Source organism: Pseudomonas sp. Pf153 (genome assembly GCF_001269775.1).
GTDB classification, from domain to species: Bacteria; Pseudomonadota; Gammaproteobacteria; order Pseudomonadales; family Pseudomonadaceae; genus Aquipseudomonas; species Aquipseudomonas uvaldensis.
This window is the reverse complement of record NZ_LHVL01000016.1, coordinates 61,479-81,313: the sequence shown is the minus strand read 5'-3', so window position 1 is coordinate 81,313 and position 19,835 is coordinate 61,479. Positions and strand designations below refer to the sequence as shown.

Below are 19,835 nucleotides of genomic sequence, written 5' to 3'. Positions count from 1 at the left end.
GTTCAATGCAAGCAATGCGTGGCTGGTCGACGCGACATGTTCCGTGGATCGGCCTGGTCTGCTTCCTGGGCGGTGCGCCGCACGCCTTGGCCGGCGAATACGAAGGCTCGCCGCAGGTGGCCGAATTCGTCGGTGAAATGACCCGTGACTATGGCTTTGCCGGCGAGCAGCTGATGGGGGTGTTCCGCGAGGCCGAGCGCAAGCAGTCGATCCTCGATGCGATATCCCGGCCCGCCGAGCGGGTCAAGCAGTGGAGCGAATACCGGCCGATGTTCATCACCGAGGCGCGTGTCGCCCGTGGCGTGGACTTCTGGCGTCAGCATGAGGCCGCCCTGGCCCGTGCCGAGCAGGAATACGGTGTGCCCGCCCAGGTCATCGTGTCCATTATTGGTGTCGAGACCTTCTTTGGCCGCAACACCGGCAATTTCCGGGTGATCGATGCGCTGTCGACCCTGGGCTTCGATTATCCGCCCCGTGCCGAGTTCTTCCGCAAAGAGCTGCGTGAGTTCCTGCTGCTGGCCCGCGAAGAACAGGTCGACCCGCTGACCCTCAAGGGCTCGTATGCCGGGGCGATGGGCCTGCCGCAATTCATGCCCAGCAGTTTCCGCGCCTATGCGGTGGACTTCGACGGTGACGGCCACATTAATATATGGACCAACCCGACCGATGCCATCGGCAGCGTTGCCAGCTATTTCAAGCGCCATGGCTGGGAAGCCGGCCAGCCGGTGGTCAGCCGCGCCGATGTGCGTGGCGATCAGGTGGACCAGGGGTTGAGCGAGGGCATCGAGCCAACGAAAACCGTCGGGGAGTTGCGAGCGTTGGGCTGGTCGAGTCATGATGCGCTGCGTGATGACATGCCGGTCACCGCCATGCGCCTGGAAGGCGAACAAGGCCCCGAGTACTGGATGGGTCTGAAGAATTTCTACGCGATTACGCGTTATAACCGCAGTGTGATGTACGCCATGGCTGTGCATCAACTGTCTGAAGAGCTGGTAAAAGCACGGGGCGTCAAATAATGCGGGCATTGCCTACCTATCAACCCCTGAAGCTCGTGGCATTGGCCGCTTTGTCGTTGCTGGTCGTCAGTTGCTCGACCAGCCGTGCGCCGGCCCAGAAAAACAGCACGGCTGTGCGGGCCACGCCGGGCCTGGACATCAACCGTGCCCACAAGGACGGTGCGCCGTGGTGGGACGTGGATGTATCACGCATTCCCGACGCCACGCCGACCCTGCACACCGGGCCCTACAAGGCCAACCCCTATACGGTGCTGGGCAAGACCTATTTTCCGATGGCCGACTCCAAGCGCTATGTCGCCTCAGGCACGGCTTCCTGGTACGGCACCAAGTTCCATGGCCAGAACACCGCCAACGGCGAGGTGTATGACCTGTATGGCATGAGCGCGGCACACAAGACCCTGCCGCTGCCCAGTTACGTGCGGGTGACCAACCTGGACAACAACAAGAGCGTGATCCTGCGAGTCAACGACCGTGGACCGTTCTACTCCGACCGCATCATCGACTTGTCGTATGCGGCAGCCAAAAAACTCGGTTACGCTGAAGTCGGTACCGCCCGGGTCAAGGTCGAGGGCATCGACCCGCAGGAATGGTGGGCCCAACGTGGCCGTCCGGCGCCTTTGATGCTCAACGAGCCGAAAGTGGCGCAAAATGCCGCGCCGGTCGTCACGGCGTCCACCGGGACGGTCGAGCAATGGACCCCGCCGCCGCAGCAGCACGCCGCGGCCGTGCTGCCGGTACAGATCGATACAAAAAAAAACGCTTCTGCACCAGCGTCTGGCCAGTATCTGCAAGTGGGCGCGTTCGCCAACCCGGACGCTGCAGAGCTGCTCCGGTCGAAGCTGAGCTCGATGGTGAGCGCTCCGGTGTTCATCAGCTCGATCGTGCGCAACCAGCAGACACTGCATCGGGTGCGCCTGGGGCCGATCGGTTCTCCGGGTGAAGTCCAGCAGGTGCAGAACAGTGTGCGCCTGGCCAATCTCGGCTCGCCGAGCCTGGTCACCGCCGAATGAATTGATTCAAGGCCCGCTTGCGGTTCGAGCGGGTCTGGTTGTTGGCTCCATGAATAACAAAAGCCCGGCAAGGGATGTGAGTGAGCAACTAAAATAACGCGGCAGCTCGACAGCTGCCTGTTTAGCTTTGCCCTTGGGCAGTCCCATTAGCGATTTCGAGAGACGGATGAACATCACCACCTTTGCCAAGCGCCTTTGCCTGCTAGTCCCGCTGCTTCTTTCTCCCGCCGCGTTCGCGGTCGAGATGATGCCGTCGCCTCCACAACTGGCGGCCAAATCCTTTGTGCTCATGGATGCCAGCAGCGGCAACGTGCTGGTCGAGAGCAACGGTGACCAGCGCCTGCCTCCAGCCAGCCTGACCAAGCTGATGACCGCGTACATCGCAACCCTTGAGATCCGTCGCGGCCAGATCGGTGAAAACGATCCGGTCACCGTCAGTGAAAACGCCTGGCGCACCGGCGGTTCGCGGATGTTCATCAAGGTCGGTTCGCAAGTGACCGTCAGCGACCTGTTGCACGGCATCATCATCCAGTCCGGCAACGATGCCAGCGTCGCCCTGGCCGAGCACATCGCCGGCAGCGAAGATGCGTTCGCCGACATGATGAACAAGACGGTCGCCGACCTGGGCATGACCAACAGCCACTTCATGAACCCCACCGGCCTGCCGAACCCCGAGCATTACTCCTCGGCTCACGACATGGCGATCCTGGCGCGGGCGATCATCCACGAAGACCCGGCGCACTACGCCATCTACTCCCAGAAGGAGTTCTTCTGGAATGGCATCAAGCAGCCCAACCGCAACCTGCTGCTGTGGCGCGACAAGACCGTCGATGGCCTGAAGACCGGCCACACCGAAGAAGCCGGTTACTGCATGGTTTCGTCGGCGGTTCGTGACGGCATGCGCTTGATCGCCGTGGTCTTCGGCACCAATAGTGAAGTGGCCCGCGCCGCCGAGACCCAGAAGCTGTTGACCTACGGTTTCCGCTTCTTCGAAACCCAGACCTTCTACCAGAAGGGCACCGAACTGGCCCAGGCTCAGGTCTGGAAAGGTACCAGCAGCCAGGTCAAGGCCGGACTGGCCCAGGACCTGACCATGACCCTGCCTAAAGGCCAGCTCAAGAAGCTTGCCGCCAGCATGACCATGAACCCGCAACTGACCGCGCCCATCGCCAAGGGTGACGTGATCGGTAAAGTCGAAGTCAAACTGGACGACAAAGTGGTGCACAGCGCCGACCTGATTGCGCTGGACGCGGTCGAGGAAGGTGGTATCTTCCGCCGCATGTGGGATAGCATCCGTCTATTCTTCTACGGCTTGTTCAACTGATTTCAATGTTGACCTCCATGGCCCCGTTCCTGTCCGGTACGGGGCCATGTTCGTTACCACGGCTTGCGAGGCCGTTACGCCATGACAGACTCTGAAGTAAAGGCGCCAAAAATCGAATTTCCGTGCGCGGATTACCCGATCAAGGTAATTGGCGACACCGGCGTAGGTTTCAAGGACAAGATCGTCGCCATCCTTGAAAAACATGCCACCGTTGACCTCAAGACCCTGGCCGAGCGCCAGAGCACCAACGGCAAGTACACCACCATCCAGTTGCACATCATCGCCACCGGCCAGGAACAGCTGTACGACATCAACAGCGAACTGCGGGCGACCGGCTTCGTGCACATGGTGTTGTGATGCCGGGCACGCTGGGCTTTCGCGAGCTGGGCCGGATGGCTTACGAGCCGGTCTGGCATGCCATGCAGCGCTTTACCAACGAACGTGGCGACACCGCCGCGGACGAGGTTTGGCTGGTGCAGCACCCACCCGTGTTTACCCAGGGCCAGGCCGGTAAGGCCGAGCACCTGTTGCTGCCGGGGGATATTCCGGTGGTGAAGGTCGACCGGGGCGGGCAGGTGACTTACCATGGCCCCGGGCAGCTGGTTGCCTATCTGTTGCTGGACGTGCGCAAGCTAGGTTTCGGTGTGCGTGAGCTGGTGACGCGCATGGAAACCTGCCTGATCGAGTTGCTGGCCAGCTATGGCGTAAGCGCCGCAGCCAAGCCGGATGCACCGGGCGTCTATGTCGATGGGGCGAAAATCGCTTCCCTGGGGCTGCGGATCCGCCACGGCTGTTCGTTTCACGGCATGGCGTTGAACGTGGACATGGACCTGGAACCGTTTCGACGGATTAATCCCTGTGGTTACGCGGGGCTGGCGATGACCCAGCTGCGCGATCACACAGGATCGATTGAATTTGCCGAGGTAAGTGCCCGGCTGCGTGCGCAGCTCGTCAAACACCTCGACTACGCTGAGCAGACGACCCTTACGGGCGGAATCGACTGATATGACTACCGATGCAGTGCAAACCATCATCCCGACGCAGGACGTTACCGAACGTCCGGCCCCGCGTGCCAAGGTCGAGGCCGGCGTAAAGCTGCGCGGCGCCGAAAAGGTTGCACGCATCCCGGTCAAGATCATCCCGACCACCGAGTTGCCAAAGAAACCGGACTGGATCCGCGTGCGCATTCCGGTTTCGCCGGAAGTCGACCGGATCAAGGCGCTGCTGCGCAAACACAAGCTGCACAGCGTCTGCGAAGAAGCGTCCTGCCCGAACCTGGGCGAGTGCTTCTCCGGCGGCACCGCGACGTTCATGATCATGGGCGATATCTGCACCCGGCGTTGCCCGTTCTGTGACGTTGGCCACGGCCGGCCGAAACCACTGGACACCAGCGAGCCGGAAAACCTGGCCGTCGCCATCGCCGACCTGAAACTGCGCTACGTGGTCATCACCTCGGTAGACCGCGACGACCTGCGCGACGGTGGTGCCCAGCACTTTGCCGATTGCATCCGCGAAATCCGCAAGCTGTCGCCGAATGTGCAGCTCGAGACCCTGGTGCCGGACTACCGTGGCCGCATGGACATCGCCCTGGAAATCACCGCGGCCGAGCCGCCTGATGTGTTCAACCACAACCTGGAAACCGTGCCGCGCTTGTACAAGGCTGCGCGTCCCGGTTCGGATTACCAGTGGTCGCTGACCCTGCTGCAGCGCTTCAAGCAGATGATGCCGCACATTCCGACCAAGTCCGGCTTGATGCTGGGCCTGGGAGAGACTGACGATGAAGTTATCGAGGTCATGAAGCGCATGCGCGAGCATGACATCGATATGCTGACGCTGGGGCAGTACTTGCAGCCGTCGCGCAATCACCTGCCGGTGCAGCGTTTTGTGCATCCGGATACCTTTGCGTGGTTTGCGGAGGAGGGGTACAGGATGGGCTTCAAGAATGTGGCTTCGGGACCGTTGGTGCGGTCTTCGTATCATGCGGATGAGCAGGCTAAGTTGGTCAAGGCTGAGTTGTTGGGAAGCTGATTTATTGGCTTTTAGGGGCAGATCCGTTGCTGCGGTAACGGCGGCTGACGGTTTCGCCCTTACGGCGACTTACTTTTTTTCAAACGCCAAAAAAAGTAAGCAAAAAAGGCTCGCGGTATGACTCACCCACATAGGTTACAAATCAGTTCACTCACATAGGTAACAGTTTTTAACTGGCAGGGTCGGTTTTCGAGGATCTGCCCATGCCATGGCGAGAGCTGAAACCTATGGACCTGAAACTGCTATTCATCGCGGACTACATCAAAGGCCCGCCCAGCTTCAGTGCGCTTTGCCAGGCTTACGAGATCAGTCGCAAGACTGGCTATAAATGGGTCGAGCGGTATGAGAAGGAAGGGCCTGCCGGACTGGAAGAACATAGCCGTCGCCGGCTTAACCAGGAATGGGTAGTGCCGCTGGCTGTCCGTGAGGCGATCATTGATATACGCGGTCGGGGTGAGACAGAGCCTGGCCCCAAGAAAATTCAGGCGGCTTTGCTTGAGCGTTTCCCTGACCAGGCGCCGCCATCAAAGACGTCGATCTACAACATCCTAAAGAAAGCTGAGCTGGTCAAACCACGCCGATTACGTCAACGGGTGGCGGTTTATCCCAAACCACTGCAGAAAGCAGAGGCTCCCAACCAGCTATTCAGCGCCGATTACAAAGGCCAATTCCTGACAGGTGCGGGTGTCTGGTGCTATCCATTGACGATCATGGACCATGCCAGTCGTTTCTTGCTCGCTTGCCACAGCATGGCTAACACCAACTTCCAGGAAACCCAGGCGGTGTTTACTCAGGTGTTTCGTGAGTATGGTCTGCCGGAGCGCATTCGTACCGACAATGGTGTTCCGTTTGCGAGCAAAGGGCGTGCGGGCCTTTCCCGATTATCCATCTGGTGGTTGCGTCTAGGGATCATTCCTGAGCGGATCGCACCCGGCAGACCGGAGCAAAATGGCCGACATGAACGTATGCATCGAACGTTGAAAAGCACTCTTCCGTCACCACCAGCGATAGCGTGGGAGGCCCAACAACGGCACTTTGATCGTTTCAGGCAACATTACAACTATGAGCGTTTCCACGAGGCTCTGAAGCAGAAGACACCCGCGTCCTGCTATGAGCCTTCGTCCCGCCAATACCCTGAGAAGCTACCTGAGATGACCTACCCGAGCCATATCGATAGCCTCCAAGCGGACTGCTCGGGCATCGTCAATCGTCGTGGTCTAAGAATCTACGTCGGCTATGTACTCAAGCACCAGACCATTGGACTGGAGCAAATAGAGGACGGGGTCTGGGATGTTATCTTCGGTCCAATCATCCTTGGACGGATTGACGTAAGAGACGCCATTGATGGCTACGTGACACTTCGGGTGTTACCGATGTGAGTGCACTTTTTTGTAACCCATGTGGGGGATCCGTATACTCGCCCCACCACCAGGCACCTCGCCAAGGCTCGGCGTTCCCTCACTCCGGCATTGCTCCGTGGGCCCGCCGCGAAGGGCCATCCATGGCCCAGCGCGGCTATCCCAGCATCCATGCCGGGATGCCCACTACACAATGCCTGCGTTCGGCCTTCGTGGTTAACGGGGCGTCTAAGATCAAAAGCAAAGCAAAGCAAAGCAAAGCAAAGCAAAAGCGAGGCGGCTTTGAAGCTGATCTGTTTCTTGCAGTTGTACCTGATCCATTGTGGGAGCGGGCTTGCTCGCGAAGAGGCCGGCTCAGTCGATATTGATGCAAGCCTATCCATCGCTGTTGCGAGCAGGCTCGCTCCCACACGTCAGTCGACACCCCCAAGCAATTCCAAACCGGGAGCCCATGGATGACCGTTCAACCCACCCACACCCTGAGTCCGCATCACCCCGTCCCGGCCCTGCCGCAGGAAGGGCTGATCGGTCTGATCGCCCCAGCCGGTCCCGCCCCACTGGACGCGGAAAAGGCCACGCAGTGGATGCGCGCCCGCGGGCATGGGTTGAAGATCTTCCCCGGTGTTTATGAGAAGGACGGTTATCTGGCCGGCAGCGACGAGACTCGCCTCAACGACTTGCACAGCGCCTTCGCTGATCCTCAGATCACTGCAATCATCTGCCTGCGAGGCGGCTATGGCACGCCGCGCCTGCTGGATCGTCTCGATTTCGATCTACTGCGGCGCAATCCCAAGCCGTTCGTCGGGTATAGCGACATCACCGCCTTGCACTTGGCTATCAGCCGTTATGCAGGGTTCGTCACGTTTCATGGACCGCTGCTCAATGCCGATCTGCTGGGCGACAAGGAACCACCCACCGTCACATCTTTTTTCGGCCTGTTGCGGGGGCAATTGAAGGCGGGCGACGAGCTCAGTCATCCCGCCGCCTACCCCTTGACCACCGTCGAGCCCGGCATCGCCCATGGGCGCTTGCTGGGGGGCAACCTGTCGATTATCGCAGCGACCATGGGCACGCCGTATCAGATCGATGCCGAGGGCGTGATTCTGTTCATCGAGGACGTCAACGAGCCGTTGTATCGTATCGACCGCTTGCTGACACAGTTGCGGTTGGCGGGGACCTTATCCCGGTTGCGAGGCGTGTTGGTAGGGGATGTGGCCGGGGTGGACGTCGAGGCACTGAACCGGTTGCTCAAGCAGACTTTCGAACCATTGCGGATCCCGGTGCTGTCCGGTTGGCGCAGCGGGCACTGCGACCCGAACCTGACGTTGCCCATGGGGGCGTTGGTGAGGCTGGATGCGGGGGAGAAGAAGTTGGTGTTGGGGCAGGATGTGGTGATTACGCGCTAAATAGTGTCGTCTGCGACTCAGTCATCGCGAGCAAGCTCGCTCCCACAGGGATCGCATTCCGTCATGGGAACACGATCATCTGTGGGAGCGGGCTTGCTCGCGAAAGCGGCAATTGCCATTAAGACAATCTCAGCGACTACGCAACGCTTCCAGCAACTTACGCGTCGGATACCCATCCGCCGGCCAGCCGAAGGATTGCTGGGCGCTGCGGATGGCTTTGCGGGTGTTGGCACCGATGATGCCATCGGGGTTGCCCGCATCGTAGTTGTGCTGGCTCAGCAGGGTCTGCAATTCAATGCGTTCGGTGCGGCTCAGGGGCAGGTCATCCCGCGGCCATTGACCATAGACCAGGCCTTCGCCCGTGAAACGCGCTGACAACAGTCCCACTGCCAAAGCGTAGGACGATGAATTGTTGTACTTGAGGATGGCGCGGAAGTTGTCGAACACCAGGAACGCCGGACCGCGGTGGCCGGCCGGCAGCAGCACGGACGCGGACAGCTGCCGGTTTCCGGGAGGAATCGGCATGCCGGCATAGGCGGACACGCCCAACCCTATCCATTCGGAGACGGGCTTGCGGATCGTGCCGTCGGCCAGGGAATAGTCGAACCCTTCGTCAAGTTCTACCTCGAACCCCCACGGCTGGCCGCGTTGCCAGCCGGAGCTTTGCAGGTAGTGGGCGGTGGAGGCCAGGGCGTCGGTGGCGCTGCCCCAGATGTCGCGGCGGCCGTCACCGTCGAAATCCACGGCGTGGGTATTGTACGTCGTGGGAATGAACTGGGTCTGACCCATGGCACCAGCCCACGAGCCGAGCATTTTTTCCGGTGCGATGTCGCCCTGCTGCAGGATCTGTAGTGCTGCGATCAGTTGCGCGTGGGCGAAGCCCGGACGCCGCCCTTCGTAGGCCAACGTCGCCAGGGAGTTGATCACCGACTTGTTGCCCTGGAACTGGCCAAAGTTGCTTTCCATGCCCCACACCGCAACCAATGCGGCGCGATCCACGCCATAGCGCTGTTCAATGCTCTGCAGGACCTGGGCATTCTGCTGCATAAGGCTCTTGCCTTTACTGACCCGCAGGGGCGACAGGGCGCCATCGAGGTATTCCCACACGGGGCGGGTGAATTCCGGCTGGCTGCGATCGGCCTTGATCACGCTCATGTCCGGGCTGACACCGATAAAGGCACGGTCGAACAGGTCGGCACGGATGCCGGCGGCCAGTGCTTCCTTGCGAAAGCCCGCCTGCCATTGCGCGAAGGTCTGTGTGGGAACGATATCCAGGCTCTCACCGTTGGGTACCACGGGCGGTACGATGGCCGGAGCGGTGACGGCCGGGACGGTCTGGAGCGGTTGGGCGTCGGCGGCGGTGGGTTTTTCTGCGCAGGCGACGAGCAGCGCGAAGCTTGTGATGGCTGCCAGTTGGCGCACGGGCCAACGGCGGGAAGGGCAAAAGGGCATGCAGGGGTCCAGAAATACAGATCAGGTGCTGACCTTATCATGGGCGGGGAAGAATTGGGCTGGTCCCGATGTTTCAAGCCGCCATAAAGCAAGAAGCCTCCCAGTTGTCAGACTGGAAGGCTTCGCGGCGGTAGCTGCCCTTGCCCTTTGCGGGGCGTTCCTGGCGGCTTCGGAACAGGGGTTGGGCAATGATGGATTTGGCCTTGTTGGGGCCGTGCCTGGATGGCTTTTTGCTCATGGTTGGAACTCTCGCAGATGGGTTTGCGGGGCGCAATCATGGGCCAGAGTCGGGGAGCTGTCCAGCCCGACAGTGTGCTTCAAATGTGAGCAAATCGGACAAAGTTGTGGCGGGCTTTCGATAGGGAGTTAGTCAGCCGGCAACGTCAGTCGCTGACCGGCCATCAACAGCGACAGGCGACTGAGACTCATCCATGGCGAGCCGGCGGCCTGGCCCTTGATCTGTGCGTCGATGCGCTGGGCTTCGAGCAGCAGTTGTGCCCAGCGCTGCGCCGAGTAGCGTTGCAGGGCCTTGCTCATCAGTGGTTTGCGTTTGTCCCACACCGGCGGACGGGCCTGGCTGAAGGCTTTGTCCAGCGGTACGCCCTGGCTGTATTGCAGAGACAGGTTGGCCAGTAGCCGCAGCTCCCGAGCCAGGGCCCAGAGGATCACCGGTGGCTCGACGCCTTCGCCCCGCAGGCCTTCAAGCATGCGCAGGGCGTGGGCGGCTTCGCCGTTGAGGATCGCATCGGTCAGGCCGAAGACGTCGAAGCGTGCGCTGTCGGCCACCGCGGCCTGTACCGTATCCACGGTGATCTGCCCGTCTTCGGCCATCAGCTTGAGTTTTTCGATTTCCTGGGCGGCAGCCAACAGGTTGCCTTCGACCCGGGCGGCGATCAGCTCCACCGCATCCTGGCTCGCTGACAGGCCAGCCTGTGACAGGCGTTGGCGGATCCAGCTCGGCAGTTGGCTGATGTCCACCGGCCAGATTTGCACGAACTGGGTCTGTGGGCCTTCGACCAGGGCCTTGCCCCATTTGGTCTTTTGGGCACTGCCGTCGAGTTTCGGCAGACTGATGAGCAGCACCGTGTCTTCGGCGGGACGTGAGCAGTATTCGATCAGCGCGGCAGCGCCCTTGTCACCGGGTTTGCCGGAAGGCAGGCGCAATTCCAGCAGGCGTTTTTCGGCGAACAGCGACATGCTCGCCCCGGCCTGCAGTAACGTACCCCAATCGAAATTGGCGTCGGCGGCGAACACCTGGCGTTCGTCAAAGCCTTGCTGGCGTGCGGCAGAGCGGATGGCGTCGGCGGCTTCCTGGCACAGCAACGGATCATCGCCGCTGATGATATAGACCGGCGCGAGGGCGCCTTGCAGGTGCTTACCGAGTTGGGCGGGGGCCAGCTTCATAGAACAGGGTTCACAAGAGAAAGCGAGCGGGGCGCCGGAGCGCCCCGCATGGCTTATTCGGCCGGGATTTGCATCGGTGACTGTTGCGGTGTTTCCGCCTCCGCCTTGCGTGCCGCTTCCAGTGCCTCGGCCTCTGCCTTGGCCTGGGCATCAGCGGTCTGTTGCAACTGCTCCAATTGGGTCGGGGTCAGTTGTTGCAGGCGCAGCATCATGCGTTGCACCAGGTCACGACGCATTTCGTCACGTACTTCACTCGACTCCTGGACGGAACCGGTGATGTTGTTACCGTCGTGCAGGTAGACCTTCTGGACCTGGAGCTTGTCATTCAGCAGCAACAGGTTGTTCTGGCCGCGAATCTCATAGCTCAGGACATTGGTCAGCTCATACTCGGCCGAACGGCCGGCGCCGGAATAACTCAGGCTGCGCTGGTTTTCCTGTTCCCGCGCCAACACCAACTTGTACGGCGCCCCGCTGTAGATTTTCACCCCGCTGTTTTCCAGGGTCTGACGCAGCAGCTTCACGGTATCGCCATAAGCGTCCCGTGCACTGAGATCCAGCTCGGTAATGGCCAGTTCGGTAGTGCCGGTGCCCCGCAGCTGGAAGCCGCAGGCGCTCAGCAGGACCGTCAGGCCGATGACCAGCAGATTACGTTTCATCATCTTGTTGCTCCCCTTGAAGCCCTAGGGGCCGGCGATGCGGCCCTGCAGGTCATATTCGGCGCCTGGCCCTGGCCCGGCGCCCGATCCAATTAGCTTGCGACGATGTTGACCAGTTTGCCGGGCACGACGATCACCTTGCGGATCGTCAGCCCGTCGACGAAGCGCAACACGTTTTCATTGACCCGTGCGGCGGCTTCGATTTCTTCGCGAGTGGCGGTGGCCGGCATTTCGATCTGTCCGCGCAGCTTACCGTTGACCTGGATGACCAGGGTCAGGCTGTCCTGCACCAGTGCGCTCTCGTCCACCACTGGCCAGCCGGCATCGATCACGGGGGCGGTGTGGCCCAAGTGACGCCACAGTTCGTGGCTGATGTGCGGCGTGATCGGTGCCAGCAGCAGCGTCACAGCTTCGAGGCCTTCATGGACCAGTGCACGATCCTGTTCGGTGTCCTGGGCGGCTTTTTCCAGGACGTTCATCAGGGTCATCACCTGGGCGATGGCGGTGTTGAACTTGTGGTTCTGGCCGACGTCATGGCTGGCCTGCTTGATGGCCAGGTGAATCGAGCGGCGGATGGCCTTCTGTTCGTCATTCAGGCTGGCGATGTCCAGCTTGCCCGGCAGGCCCTGGCTGACGTGAGCCTGAGCCAGGCGCCAGACGCGCTTGAGGAAGCGGTGCGAGCCTTCGACGCCCGAGTCGGACCATTCGGCGCTCATGTCCGGTGGCGAAGCGAACATCATGAACAGGCGGCAGGTGTCGGCGCCGAACTGATCGATCATCGACTGGGGGTCGACGCCGTTGTTCTTCGACTTGGCCATCTTCTCGGTGCCGCCGATTTCCACCGGCAGGCCGTCGGCGATGAGCTTGGCGCTGATGACCTTGGCCTTGCTGTCGCGTTCCAGTACCACGTCCGCCGGGTTGTACCAGGTGTAGGCGCCGTTGGCCTCGCGGCGATAGTAGGTCTCGGCAACCACCATGCCCTGGGTCAGCAGGTTCTTGAACGGCTCGTTGGAGGTGACCAGGCCTTCGTCGCGCATCAGCTTGTGAAAGAAGCGTGCGTAGAGCAGGTGCAGGATCGCGTGTTCGATGCCGCCGATGTACTGGTCCACCGGCAACCAGTGGTTGGCGGCGACCGGGTCCACCAGGCCACCTTCGTAGCGCGGCGAGGCGTAGCGGGCGTAGTACCAGGAGGACTCGACGAACGTGTCCATGGTGTCGGTTTCACGCTTGGCCGGTGCGCCGCATTTCGGGCAGTTGCATTCATAGAATTCAGGCATGCGCGCCAGGGGCGAGCCGGCACCGTCGGGTACGACGTCTTCCGGCAGGACCACGGGCAACTGGTCTTCCGGCACCGGTACGTCGCCGCAGGTGTCGCAGTGTACGATCGGAATCGGGCAGCCCCAGTAACGCTGGCGGCTGATGCCCCAGTCGCGCAGGCGGAACTGGGTGCGGGAGGCACCCAGGTTCTTCTTGATCAGCGCCACTTCGATGGCGTCGAACGCACCGGCGAAGTCCAGGCCGTCGAACTCGCCGGAGTTGATCAACTCGCCGTGTTCGCCATAGGCGTCCTGCCAGGGTGCCGGGGTCTGGTCACCGGCGCTGGTGCGGACCACAGGCTTGACCGGCAGGTTGTACTTGTGGGCGAATTCGAAGTCGCGCTCGTCGTGGGCCGGGACGGCCATCACAGCGCCGTCGCCATAGTGCATCAGCACATAGTTGGCCACCCATACCGGGAGTTTTTCACCGGTCAGCGGGTGCTCAACGAACAGTGAGGTCGGTACGCCTTTCTTTTCCTGGGTGGCGACGTCGGCTTCGGCGACGCTGCCGCCCTTGCATTCGGCGATGAACGCCTGCAACGCGGGGTCGTTCTGTGCCGCCAGGGTCGCCAGCGGGTGCTCGGCGGCGACGGCGACGTAGGTGGCGCCCATCAGCGTATCCGGGCGGGTAGTGAAAACTTTCAGGGTACCGGCTTCGCCAATGGAGGCGACATCGTACGGGAACTGCACTTCCATGCCCCGGGACTTGCCGATCCAGTTGCGTTGCATGGTCTTGACCTGCTCGGGCCAGCCGGTCAGCTCGTCGAGGCTCTCCAGGAGTTCATCCGCGTAGGCGGTGATCTTGAAGTAGTACATCGGGATTTCGCGTTTTTCGATCAGCGCGCCGGAACGCCAGCCGCGTCCGTCGATCACCTGCTCGTTGGCCAGTACGGTCTGGTCCACCGGGTCCCAGTTCACGGTGCCGTTCTTGCGGTAGATCACGCCTTTTTCGAACAGGCGGGTGAACAGCCATTGTTCCCAGCGGTAGTAGTCGGGCTTGCAGGTGGTCACTTCGCGGGACCAGTCCACCGCCAGGCCCAGGCTGCGCAGCTGGGACTTCATGTAGGCGATGTTCTCGTAGGTCCACTTGGCGGGCGCCACGTTGTTCTTCATCGCGGCGTTTTCCGCCGGCATGCCGAAGGCGTCCCAGCCCATGGGTTGCAGGACGTTCTTGCCCTGCATGCGCTGGTAACGGGAAATCACGTCGCCGATGGTGTAGTTGCGCACGTGCCCCATGTGCAGCTTGCCGCTGGGGTAAGGGAACATCGACAGGCAGTAGTAGGTTTCCTTGCCTGGCTGTTCACTGACTTCAAAGGACTTTTGCTCGTCCCAGAAAGACTGGGCGGCGGCTTCGATTTCACGGGGCTGGTAGTGTTCGTGCATGGCTACTTTTGTACTGAATGGGGTGGCCCAATCCTCTTCATTGCCATGCTGGACGCGAACGACGCCGGATGCGGCGCTTTCTATGCCCAGCCAAGCTGGAAGTGGAGTTACAGGAAGCGCCGTAGCATACATGAGCGCACTCCGCGGAGGGAAACCCTGATTGCGTGTCGGACCGTGCCGACAGCCGGCGCCGGCGAGCGTTCAGGGCCGTTGGTCGCGGCGTCCTGCCGGTTTGCACAGCGAAGCTAAGCTTCTCAATGGGGAGTGAGTCTTATCTTCAATGAGGTGAGGGATGGTTGAATCACAACGAGAAGTCGCTACACCGGAGTTGTATGAAAAACTGATCGATCGTCTCGGGGTGGCCCTGGACGCCGCAAGAACTGCCGGTCGCTTGCGCAATGAGCGTCCGGTAGAGCTGGAACTGCGGGGCTTGAGCCCTGCGGAGTTCGAACTGGTCAAGGCTTACCTTGAGCAGGTCGGGCATCAGGCCCGCACAAGCGGGGCCCAGGTCATCCAGCGTCTCGATGCGCCCCGTTCGGCCAAGGTTGTCTGGCTCAAGGATCGTACGCCTGACAAGGATGCTGTAAAAGTCCGGTCGTTGCAGTTCAAGTAAGGCCGGGTTCACGCGTTTTGCTTTTTTTGATTCAAGGTCCTTCGAATCTGTTGTCGCTCTGCGTCAACCCACCTAGGCTTCGGGCATCTATGGAGATGCCCGATGCCGTTTCGCTATTTCATCAAACAACTTTTATTACCTCCCGGCCTTCTTTTACTACTGCTGGTGCTTGCCTGGTGGTGGCGAAACACTCGGCCGCGCCTGGCTCGCCTGTGTTTTTTCGTCGGCCTGGGCGGTTTCTGGCTGATGAGCCTGCCCGTGGTCGTACAGTGGAGCGCCAAGGCGCTGGAGCGCGAGCCACCGTTGCCTCGCAGCGACTGGGCAACCCTGGCCCAGCGCGCCGATGCCATCGTGATATTGGGTGCTGGCCGCGAACGTGGTGACCTGGCCTGGGGAGCCGACCAACCCACCGGTGTCGGCCTGGAGCGCCAGCGTTATGCCGCGCGGCTGGCCAAGGCGTCGGGGTTGCCGGTGCTGGTGACGGGCGGCTTGCACTATGGCAGCCCGCCCAGTGAAGCCGAATTGATGGCCGATTCGATGCAGGGAGATTTCGGCGTCACGGTGCGCTGGCAGGAAAAACGCAGCCGCACGACTTGGGAAAATGCCCGGATGAGCGCAGAGGTCCTGTTACCGGAGGGCATCCAGCGTGTCGTGGTGGTGACCCAGGCATGGCATATGCCACGGGCGGTCTGGAGTTTCGAGCGGGCCGGGTTTGACGTACTGCCGGCGCCGGTTGGCTTTCTGGGGCAGGACAATGCCCGGCCGCTGGGCGGCTGGATGCCGGAGTTCAAGGCGATCTGGCAGTCCGGGCAGTTGATGAACGAGGCGGCGGGGCTGGTGGGGTATTGGTTGTTCTATCGCTGAACGGCTTCGTGATGAGTTGTTTATCTGTGGCGAGGGGATTTATCCCCTCACCACAGGGGGGAAAGGCCTTAGACCGTCTTGGCCATCCGGCCCGCCATCAGCGCCCAGCCCACCAGCAACACGCACAGGATGATCAATGGCCACGAGCGCCATTGCAGGTACGGTGTCAATCCATGCATCGGCACCACGTCGCCATAGAGGATGCCTCGCTCGAATTGAGGGATCTTTGCGGTGATTTGCCCAAAGGGGTCGATCAGGCCGGTCACGCCATTGTTGGTGGCGCGAATCATCCAGCGGCCAGCTTCCAGGGCCCGCATCTGCGCCATTTGCAGGTGTTGCAACGGGCCGATCGAGGTGCCGAACCAGGTGTCGTTGCTGATGGTCAGTAGCAGGTCGCTGCGTGCCGAGAGGTTGGCGGCAAATTCCGGATAGACCACTTCGTAGCAGATGAACGGCGCGATGTGGTAACCCTTGGCCTGTAATAGCGGCTGGTCGGCAGGGCCTCGAGCGAAGTCCGACATCGGCAGATCGAAGAACGCGATCAGGCCACGCAGGATGTCTTGCAAGGGCACGTATTCGCCGAAGGGCACCAACTTTTGCTTCAAGTAGGTGCCATCGCCTTCGCCGGTCACAGTGATGCCATTGAAGTAACGCTTCTCATGGCGCACCAGTTGGCGAATCGGCACGCCGGTAATCAACGCCGACTGCCGCTCGGCGGCGAAGCTGCCCATCATGTCCAGGTAGCCCTGGGCGGACTCCTTGAGCACCGGGACTGCCGTTTCCGGCCAGATCAACAGGTCGGCGCGCTTGGAGGTAAAACTCATGTCCCGGTACAGGGCCAACTGCGCGTTGAGCTGTTCCGGATCCCATTTCATGTTTTGTTCGATGTTGCCCTGGATCGCCGCGACGCTCAGCGGTGCGCCCGAAGGGCTGGTCCAGGCATGCTCTTTAAGCGCCATGCCGACAATCCAGGGGCCGACCAGCAGCATCAGGCCGGCGGCGATGAAGCCTTTGCGCCTGGCGCGGATCAGCCGGGGTGCGTTGTACAGCAGTGCGGCGGTCAGGGCCAGGGTGAAAGAAATCAGCCACATCCCGCCCAGCGGCGCGAGACCGGCCAAAGGGCCGTCGAGTTGGCTGTAGCCGGAGTAGAGCCATGGGAAGCCGGTGAGGAACCAGCCGCGGAAGGCTTCCTGGCCCAACCACAGCGCAGCGAACGCCAGGGCGTCGGCTAACGGCGCTTCGTTGCGCCGCAACCAGCGCGCCCACAGCCAGGCGGGCAGGGCAAAGAACCAGGCGATGGCGGCAATGAACAGCAGCATCAGCAACCCGGCCAGCAGCACCGAGGCGCCGCCGAAGTTATGGATGCTGACGTAGATCCAACTGGTGCCGGCGCCAAACAGGCCAAAGCCGAAGTACCAGCCACGGCCGAGGGCCTGGCGCGGCGAAAGCTCGCGCAACCCCGCGTAGAACAACCCTACCGCCAGCAACGCCAGCGGCCAGATGTCGAAGGGGGCCAGGGCCAGGGTGGTGATGGCGCCGGCCGCCACGGCCAGCAGGTTACCGGGCCAGCCGGGGCGGGTTATCCAGCGCATTTTCGTCCTTAGCGGGTCTCGCAGGGTTTATCGGGCAATGGGGGACAGGCGCAGCAGATGAATCCGACGACTGTCGGCGTTCAGGATGCGGAAACGCCAGGAACCGATTTCCGTGGTTTCGTTGCGCTTGGGCAGGTGTCCGAATGCGCTCATCACCAGGCCGCCGACAGTATCGAATTCGTCGTCGGAAAACTCGCTGTCGAAGAACTCGTTGAAATTCTCGATAGGCGTCAGCGCCTTGATCAGGAAGTCGCCACTGGGCAGAGGTTTGATGTAACTGTCCTCCTCGACGTCATGCTCATCCTCGATGTCGCCGACGATCTGTTCGAGCACGTCCTCGATGGTGACCAGTCCTGCCACGCCGCCATACTCGTCGATGACGATGGCCATGTGGTTGTGATTGGCGCGGAATTCGCGCAGCAGCACATTGAGGCGCTTGGATTCGGGCACGAACGTGGCCGGACGCAACAGATCCTTGATATTGAAGCTGTCGCCATTTTCCTGAAGGATCAACGGCAGCAGATCCTTGGCCAACAAAACGCCCATGACGTCGTCATGGCTCTCGCCGACCACCGGGTAACGGGAGTGGGCGGAATCAACCACGGCTGGCAGGAATTCGCGGGGCGTCTGGGTCGCCTTGATGCTGATCATCTGCGAGCGTGGGACCATGATGTCCCGGACCTGCAGGTCAGCGACCTGGATGGCGCCTTCGACGATGGCCAGCGCTTCGCTGTCCAACAATTTGTTCTGGTGTGCGTCGCGCAGCAGCTCCAGCAGCTCCTGGCGATTCTTCGGCTCATGGGCAAAAGCCTGGGTGAGCTTGCCCAGCCATGACTTCTGCCCGTTGCTCGATCGATCTTCGCTCATAGCGATTACTCTGAATCCTTTATCGTTACAGGTTGATGTATCAGTGTTCGTCGCCGGCGTAAGGGTCGGGATGCCCCAACTCTGCAAGCAACGTCCGTTCCAGTGCTTCCATTTCTTCGGCTTCGTCATCTTCGATATGGTCGTAGCCCAGAAGATGCAAGCAGCCGTGAATCACCAGATGGGCCCAGTGGGCCTCGAGTGCCTTGCCCTGTTCGGCAGCTTCACGCTCCACTACCGGGACGCAGATCACCAGGTCACCCAGCAGCGGGATGTCGAGCAGTTCATCGGGGACGTCGGCGGGGAACGACAACACGTTGGTGGCGTAGTCCTTCTGTCGCCAGGTGTGGTTCAGCTCACGCCCCTCGGGCTCGTCCACCAGGCGGATCGTCAGCTCCGAGTCGGCGCTGCGCTGGCGCAGGGCCAGCTCGCACCATTGTCGGAAACGTGCTTCGCTGGGAGCTTCATGTTCGCTGGCCAGTTGCAGGTCGAGTTCAAGCATCGTGGCGGCTGCCTTTGCTTTCATGCGAGTCCTCGGCGCGTTGCTCGAAGCGCTCGTAGGCCTCGACGATGCGTTGCACCAGCGGATGCCGCACGACGTCCTTGGGCAGGAAATGCGTGAAGCTGATGCCCGGGACCTCCTTGAGCACCTGGATCACATGGTTCAGCCCGGATTTGGTGCCGCGGGGCAAGTCGACCTGGGTGATATCCCCGGTGATGACCGCAGTGGAGCCGAAGCCGATCCGGGTCAGGAACATTTTCATCTGTTCGACGGTGGTGTTCTGGCTTTCGTCGAGGATGATGAAGCTGTTGTTCAGCGTACGACCACGCATGTAGGCCAGCGGCGCGACTTCGATGACCTGGCGTTCGATCAGCTTGGCGACATGTTCGAAGCCGAGCATTTCATACAGGGCGTCATAGAGCGGGCGCAGATACGGGTCGATCTTCTGGGTCAGGTCCCCGGGTAGGAAACCGAGTTTTTCCCCGGCTTCGACCGCCGGACGCACCAGCAGGATGCGCCGCACCTGTTCACGCTCCAGGGCGTCCACGGCGCAAGCCACGGCTAGGTAGGTCTTGCCGGTGCCGGCCGGGCCGATGCCGAAGTTGATGTCGTTGCCCAGGATTTCCTTCACGTAGCGCTGCTGATTCAAGCCGCGAGGGCGAATCATGCCTTTTTTCGTGCGCAGGGCCACGGCGGGTTCCGACGGGGCGTGATTGTCGAGTTCCTCGACCGCCGACTCCTGCAGGAACAGGTGGACGGTGTCCGGCGACAATTCGCTCCCCTTGGTTTCCCGGTAGAGGCGGCGCAGCAGGTTTTCCGCGGAGGTGGTGTGCTTGGGTTCGCCGATCAGCTCGAACTGGTTTCCGCGATTGCGGATTTCGATGGCCAGGCGCTGTTCGATCAAGCGCAGATGCTCGTCGAACTGCCCGCACAGATTGGCGAAGCGGCGAGCCTCAAAGGGCTCGAGAATGAAACGATGAGGTTCGATGGGTGCGTTCAAGGTCGTTTTTAGCCGCCCGGGGCAATTGAGATGAAATCAAGGATAAC

General features: G+C 61.3%; 19 protein-coding genes. 10 read left to right on the top strand and 9 right to left on the bottom strand.

Features of this window, described 5'->3' with window-relative positions; genetic code table 11:
• Positions 1 to 5 precede the first annotated feature (5 nt).
• The 8 genes from mltB (at position 6) to AD666_RS11415 (ending at position 8,142) form a co-directional block, all read left to right on the top strand.
• Positions 6 to 1,016 carry a lytic murein transglycosylase B gene (mltB, locus tag AD666_RS11450; protein WP_053151785.1) on the top strand — a complete coding sequence of 337 codons (1,011 nt, stop codon included), beginning with the start codon at positions 6 to 8 and terminating at the stop codon, positions 1,014 to 1,016.
• The gene (locus AD666_RS11445) at positions 1,016 to 2,026 is read left to right on the top strand and encodes a septal ring lytic transglycosylase RlpA family protein (RefSeq protein WP_053151783.1); all 1,011 of its coding nucleotides are present in this window, start codon (positions 1,016 to 1,018) and stop codon (positions 2,024 to 2,026) included. Before mltB ends, AD666_RS11445 begins: the two co-directional genes overlap by 1 nt.
• Positions 2,027 to 2,192: 166 nt before the next feature.
• Positions 2,193 to 3,350 (top strand): D-alanyl-D-alanine carboxypeptidase family protein, encoded by a 1,158-nt coding sequence (locus tag AD666_RS11440; RefSeq protein WP_053151781.1) that lies wholly within the window; start codon positions 2,193 to 2,195, stop codon positions 3,348 to 3,350.
• An 81-nt stretch (positions 3,351 to 3,431) separates the two neighbouring features.
• Complete coding sequence (locus tag AD666_RS11435) at positions 3,432 to 3,707, top strand: DUF493 domain-containing protein (RefSeq protein ID WP_030140373.1); 276 nt, start codon at positions 3,432 to 3,434, stop codon at positions 3,705 to 3,707.
• Positions 3,707 to 4,354, top strand: a complete 648-nt coding sequence (lipB, locus tag AD666_RS11430) for a lipoyl(octanoyl) transferase LipB (RefSeq protein WP_053151779.1) — start codon at positions 3,707 to 3,709, stop codon at positions 4,352 to 4,354. The genes AD666_RS11435 and lipB overlap by 1 nt, the downstream gene beginning before the upstream one ends.
• Before the next feature lies 1 nt (position 4,355).
• On the top strand, positions 4,356 to 5,378 hold the full coding sequence (gene lipA, locus AD666_RS11425) for a lipoyl synthase (protein ID WP_053151778.1): 1,023 nt from the start codon (positions 4,356 to 4,358) through the stop codon (positions 5,376 to 5,378).
• 203 nt (positions 5,379 to 5,581) lie between these two features.
• Entirely contained in the window at positions 5,582 to 6,757 is a 1,176-nt protein-coding gene (locus tag AD666_RS11420; RefSeq protein WP_053151776.1) for an integrase core domain-containing protein, read from the top strand.
• Between the two features lie 434 nt (positions 6,758 to 7,191).
• Positions 7,192 to 8,142 (top strand): LD-carboxypeptidase, encoded by a 951-nt coding sequence (locus AD666_RS11415; protein ID WP_053151774.1) that lies wholly within the window; start codon positions 7,192 to 7,194, stop codon positions 8,140 to 8,142.
• Between the two features lie 129 nt (positions 8,143 to 8,271).
• Here AD666_RS11415 and AD666_RS11410 read toward each other — a convergent pair whose 3' ends face one another.
• The 5 genes from AD666_RS11410 to leuS form a co-directional block, all read right to left on the bottom strand.
• Positions 8,272 to 9,594 carry a lytic murein transglycosylase gene (locus tag AD666_RS11410; protein WP_053151771.1) on the bottom strand — a complete coding sequence of 441 codons (1,323 nt, stop codon included), beginning with the start codon at positions 9,592 to 9,594 and terminating at the stop codon, positions 8,272 to 8,274.
• 73 nt (positions 9,595 to 9,667) lie between these two features.
• Positions 9,668 to 9,832, bottom strand: a complete 165-nt coding sequence (arfA, locus tag AD666_RS11405) for an alternative ribosome rescue factor ArfA (protein ID WP_053151769.1) — start codon at positions 9,830 to 9,832, stop codon at positions 9,668 to 9,670.
• A 128-nt stretch (positions 9,833 to 9,960) separates the two neighbouring features.
• Entirely contained in the window at positions 9,961 to 10,998 is a 1,038-nt protein-coding gene (holA, locus tag AD666_RS11400; protein ID WP_053151767.1) for a DNA polymerase III subunit delta, read from the bottom strand.
• Between the two features lie 53 nt (positions 10,999 to 11,051).
• The gene (gene lptE, locus AD666_RS11395; protein WP_053151764.1) at positions 11,052 to 11,657 is read right to left on the bottom strand and encodes an LPS assembly lipoprotein LptE; all 606 of its coding nucleotides are present in this window, start codon (positions 11,655 to 11,657) and stop codon (positions 11,052 to 11,054) included.
• An 89-nt stretch (positions 11,658 to 11,746) separates the two neighbouring features.
• Entirely contained in the window at positions 11,747 to 14,353 is a 2,607-nt protein-coding gene (gene leuS, locus AD666_RS11390; RefSeq protein ID WP_053151762.1) for a leucine--tRNA ligase, read from the bottom strand.
• Between the two features lie 292 nt (positions 14,354 to 14,645).
• Between leuS and AD666_RS11385 the strand changes: the two genes are divergently transcribed.
• Positions 14,646 to 14,966 (top strand): hypothetical protein, encoded by a 321-nt coding sequence (locus tag AD666_RS11385; protein ID WP_053151760.1) that lies wholly within the window; start codon positions 14,646 to 14,648, stop codon positions 14,964 to 14,966.
• A gap of 102 nt (positions 14,967 to 15,068) precedes the next feature.
• Positions 15,069 to 15,830 (top strand): YdcF family protein, encoded by a 762-nt coding sequence (locus AD666_RS11380; RefSeq protein ID WP_053151758.1) that lies wholly within the window; start codon positions 15,069 to 15,071, stop codon positions 15,828 to 15,830.
• A gap of 68 nt (positions 15,831 to 15,898) precedes the next feature.
• Here the strand turns inward: AD666_RS11380 and lnt are convergent, their stop codons facing one another.
• Genes lnt through AD666_RS11360 form a run of 4 tightly spaced genes read right to left on the bottom strand, consistent with a single transcriptional unit; the run spans position 15,899 to position 19,788 of the window.
• Positions 15,899 to 17,422, bottom strand: coding sequence for an apolipoprotein N-acyltransferase (lnt, locus tag AD666_RS11375; protein ID WP_053151756.1), 1,524 nt, complete (start codon positions 17,420 to 17,422; stop codon positions 15,899 to 15,901).
• A gap of 27 nt (positions 17,423 to 17,449) precedes the next feature.
• Positions 17,450 to 18,289, bottom strand: coding sequence for an HlyC/CorC family transporter (locus tag AD666_RS11370; protein WP_053151754.1), 840 nt, complete (start codon positions 18,287 to 18,289; stop codon positions 17,450 to 17,452).
• Between the two features lie 40 nt (positions 18,290 to 18,329).
• A complete protein-coding gene (gene ybeY, locus AD666_RS11365) occupies positions 18,330 to 18,788 on the bottom strand; it encodes an rRNA maturation RNase YbeY (protein ID WP_053151752.1) in 459 nt (152 codons plus the stop codon).
• Entirely contained in the window at positions 18,781 to 19,788 is a 1,008-nt protein-coding gene (locus AD666_RS11360) for a PhoH family protein (protein WP_053151750.1), read from the bottom strand. The genes ybeY and AD666_RS11360 overlap by 8 nt, the downstream gene beginning before the upstream one ends.
• Positions 19,789 to 19,835: the final 47 nt, after the last annotated feature.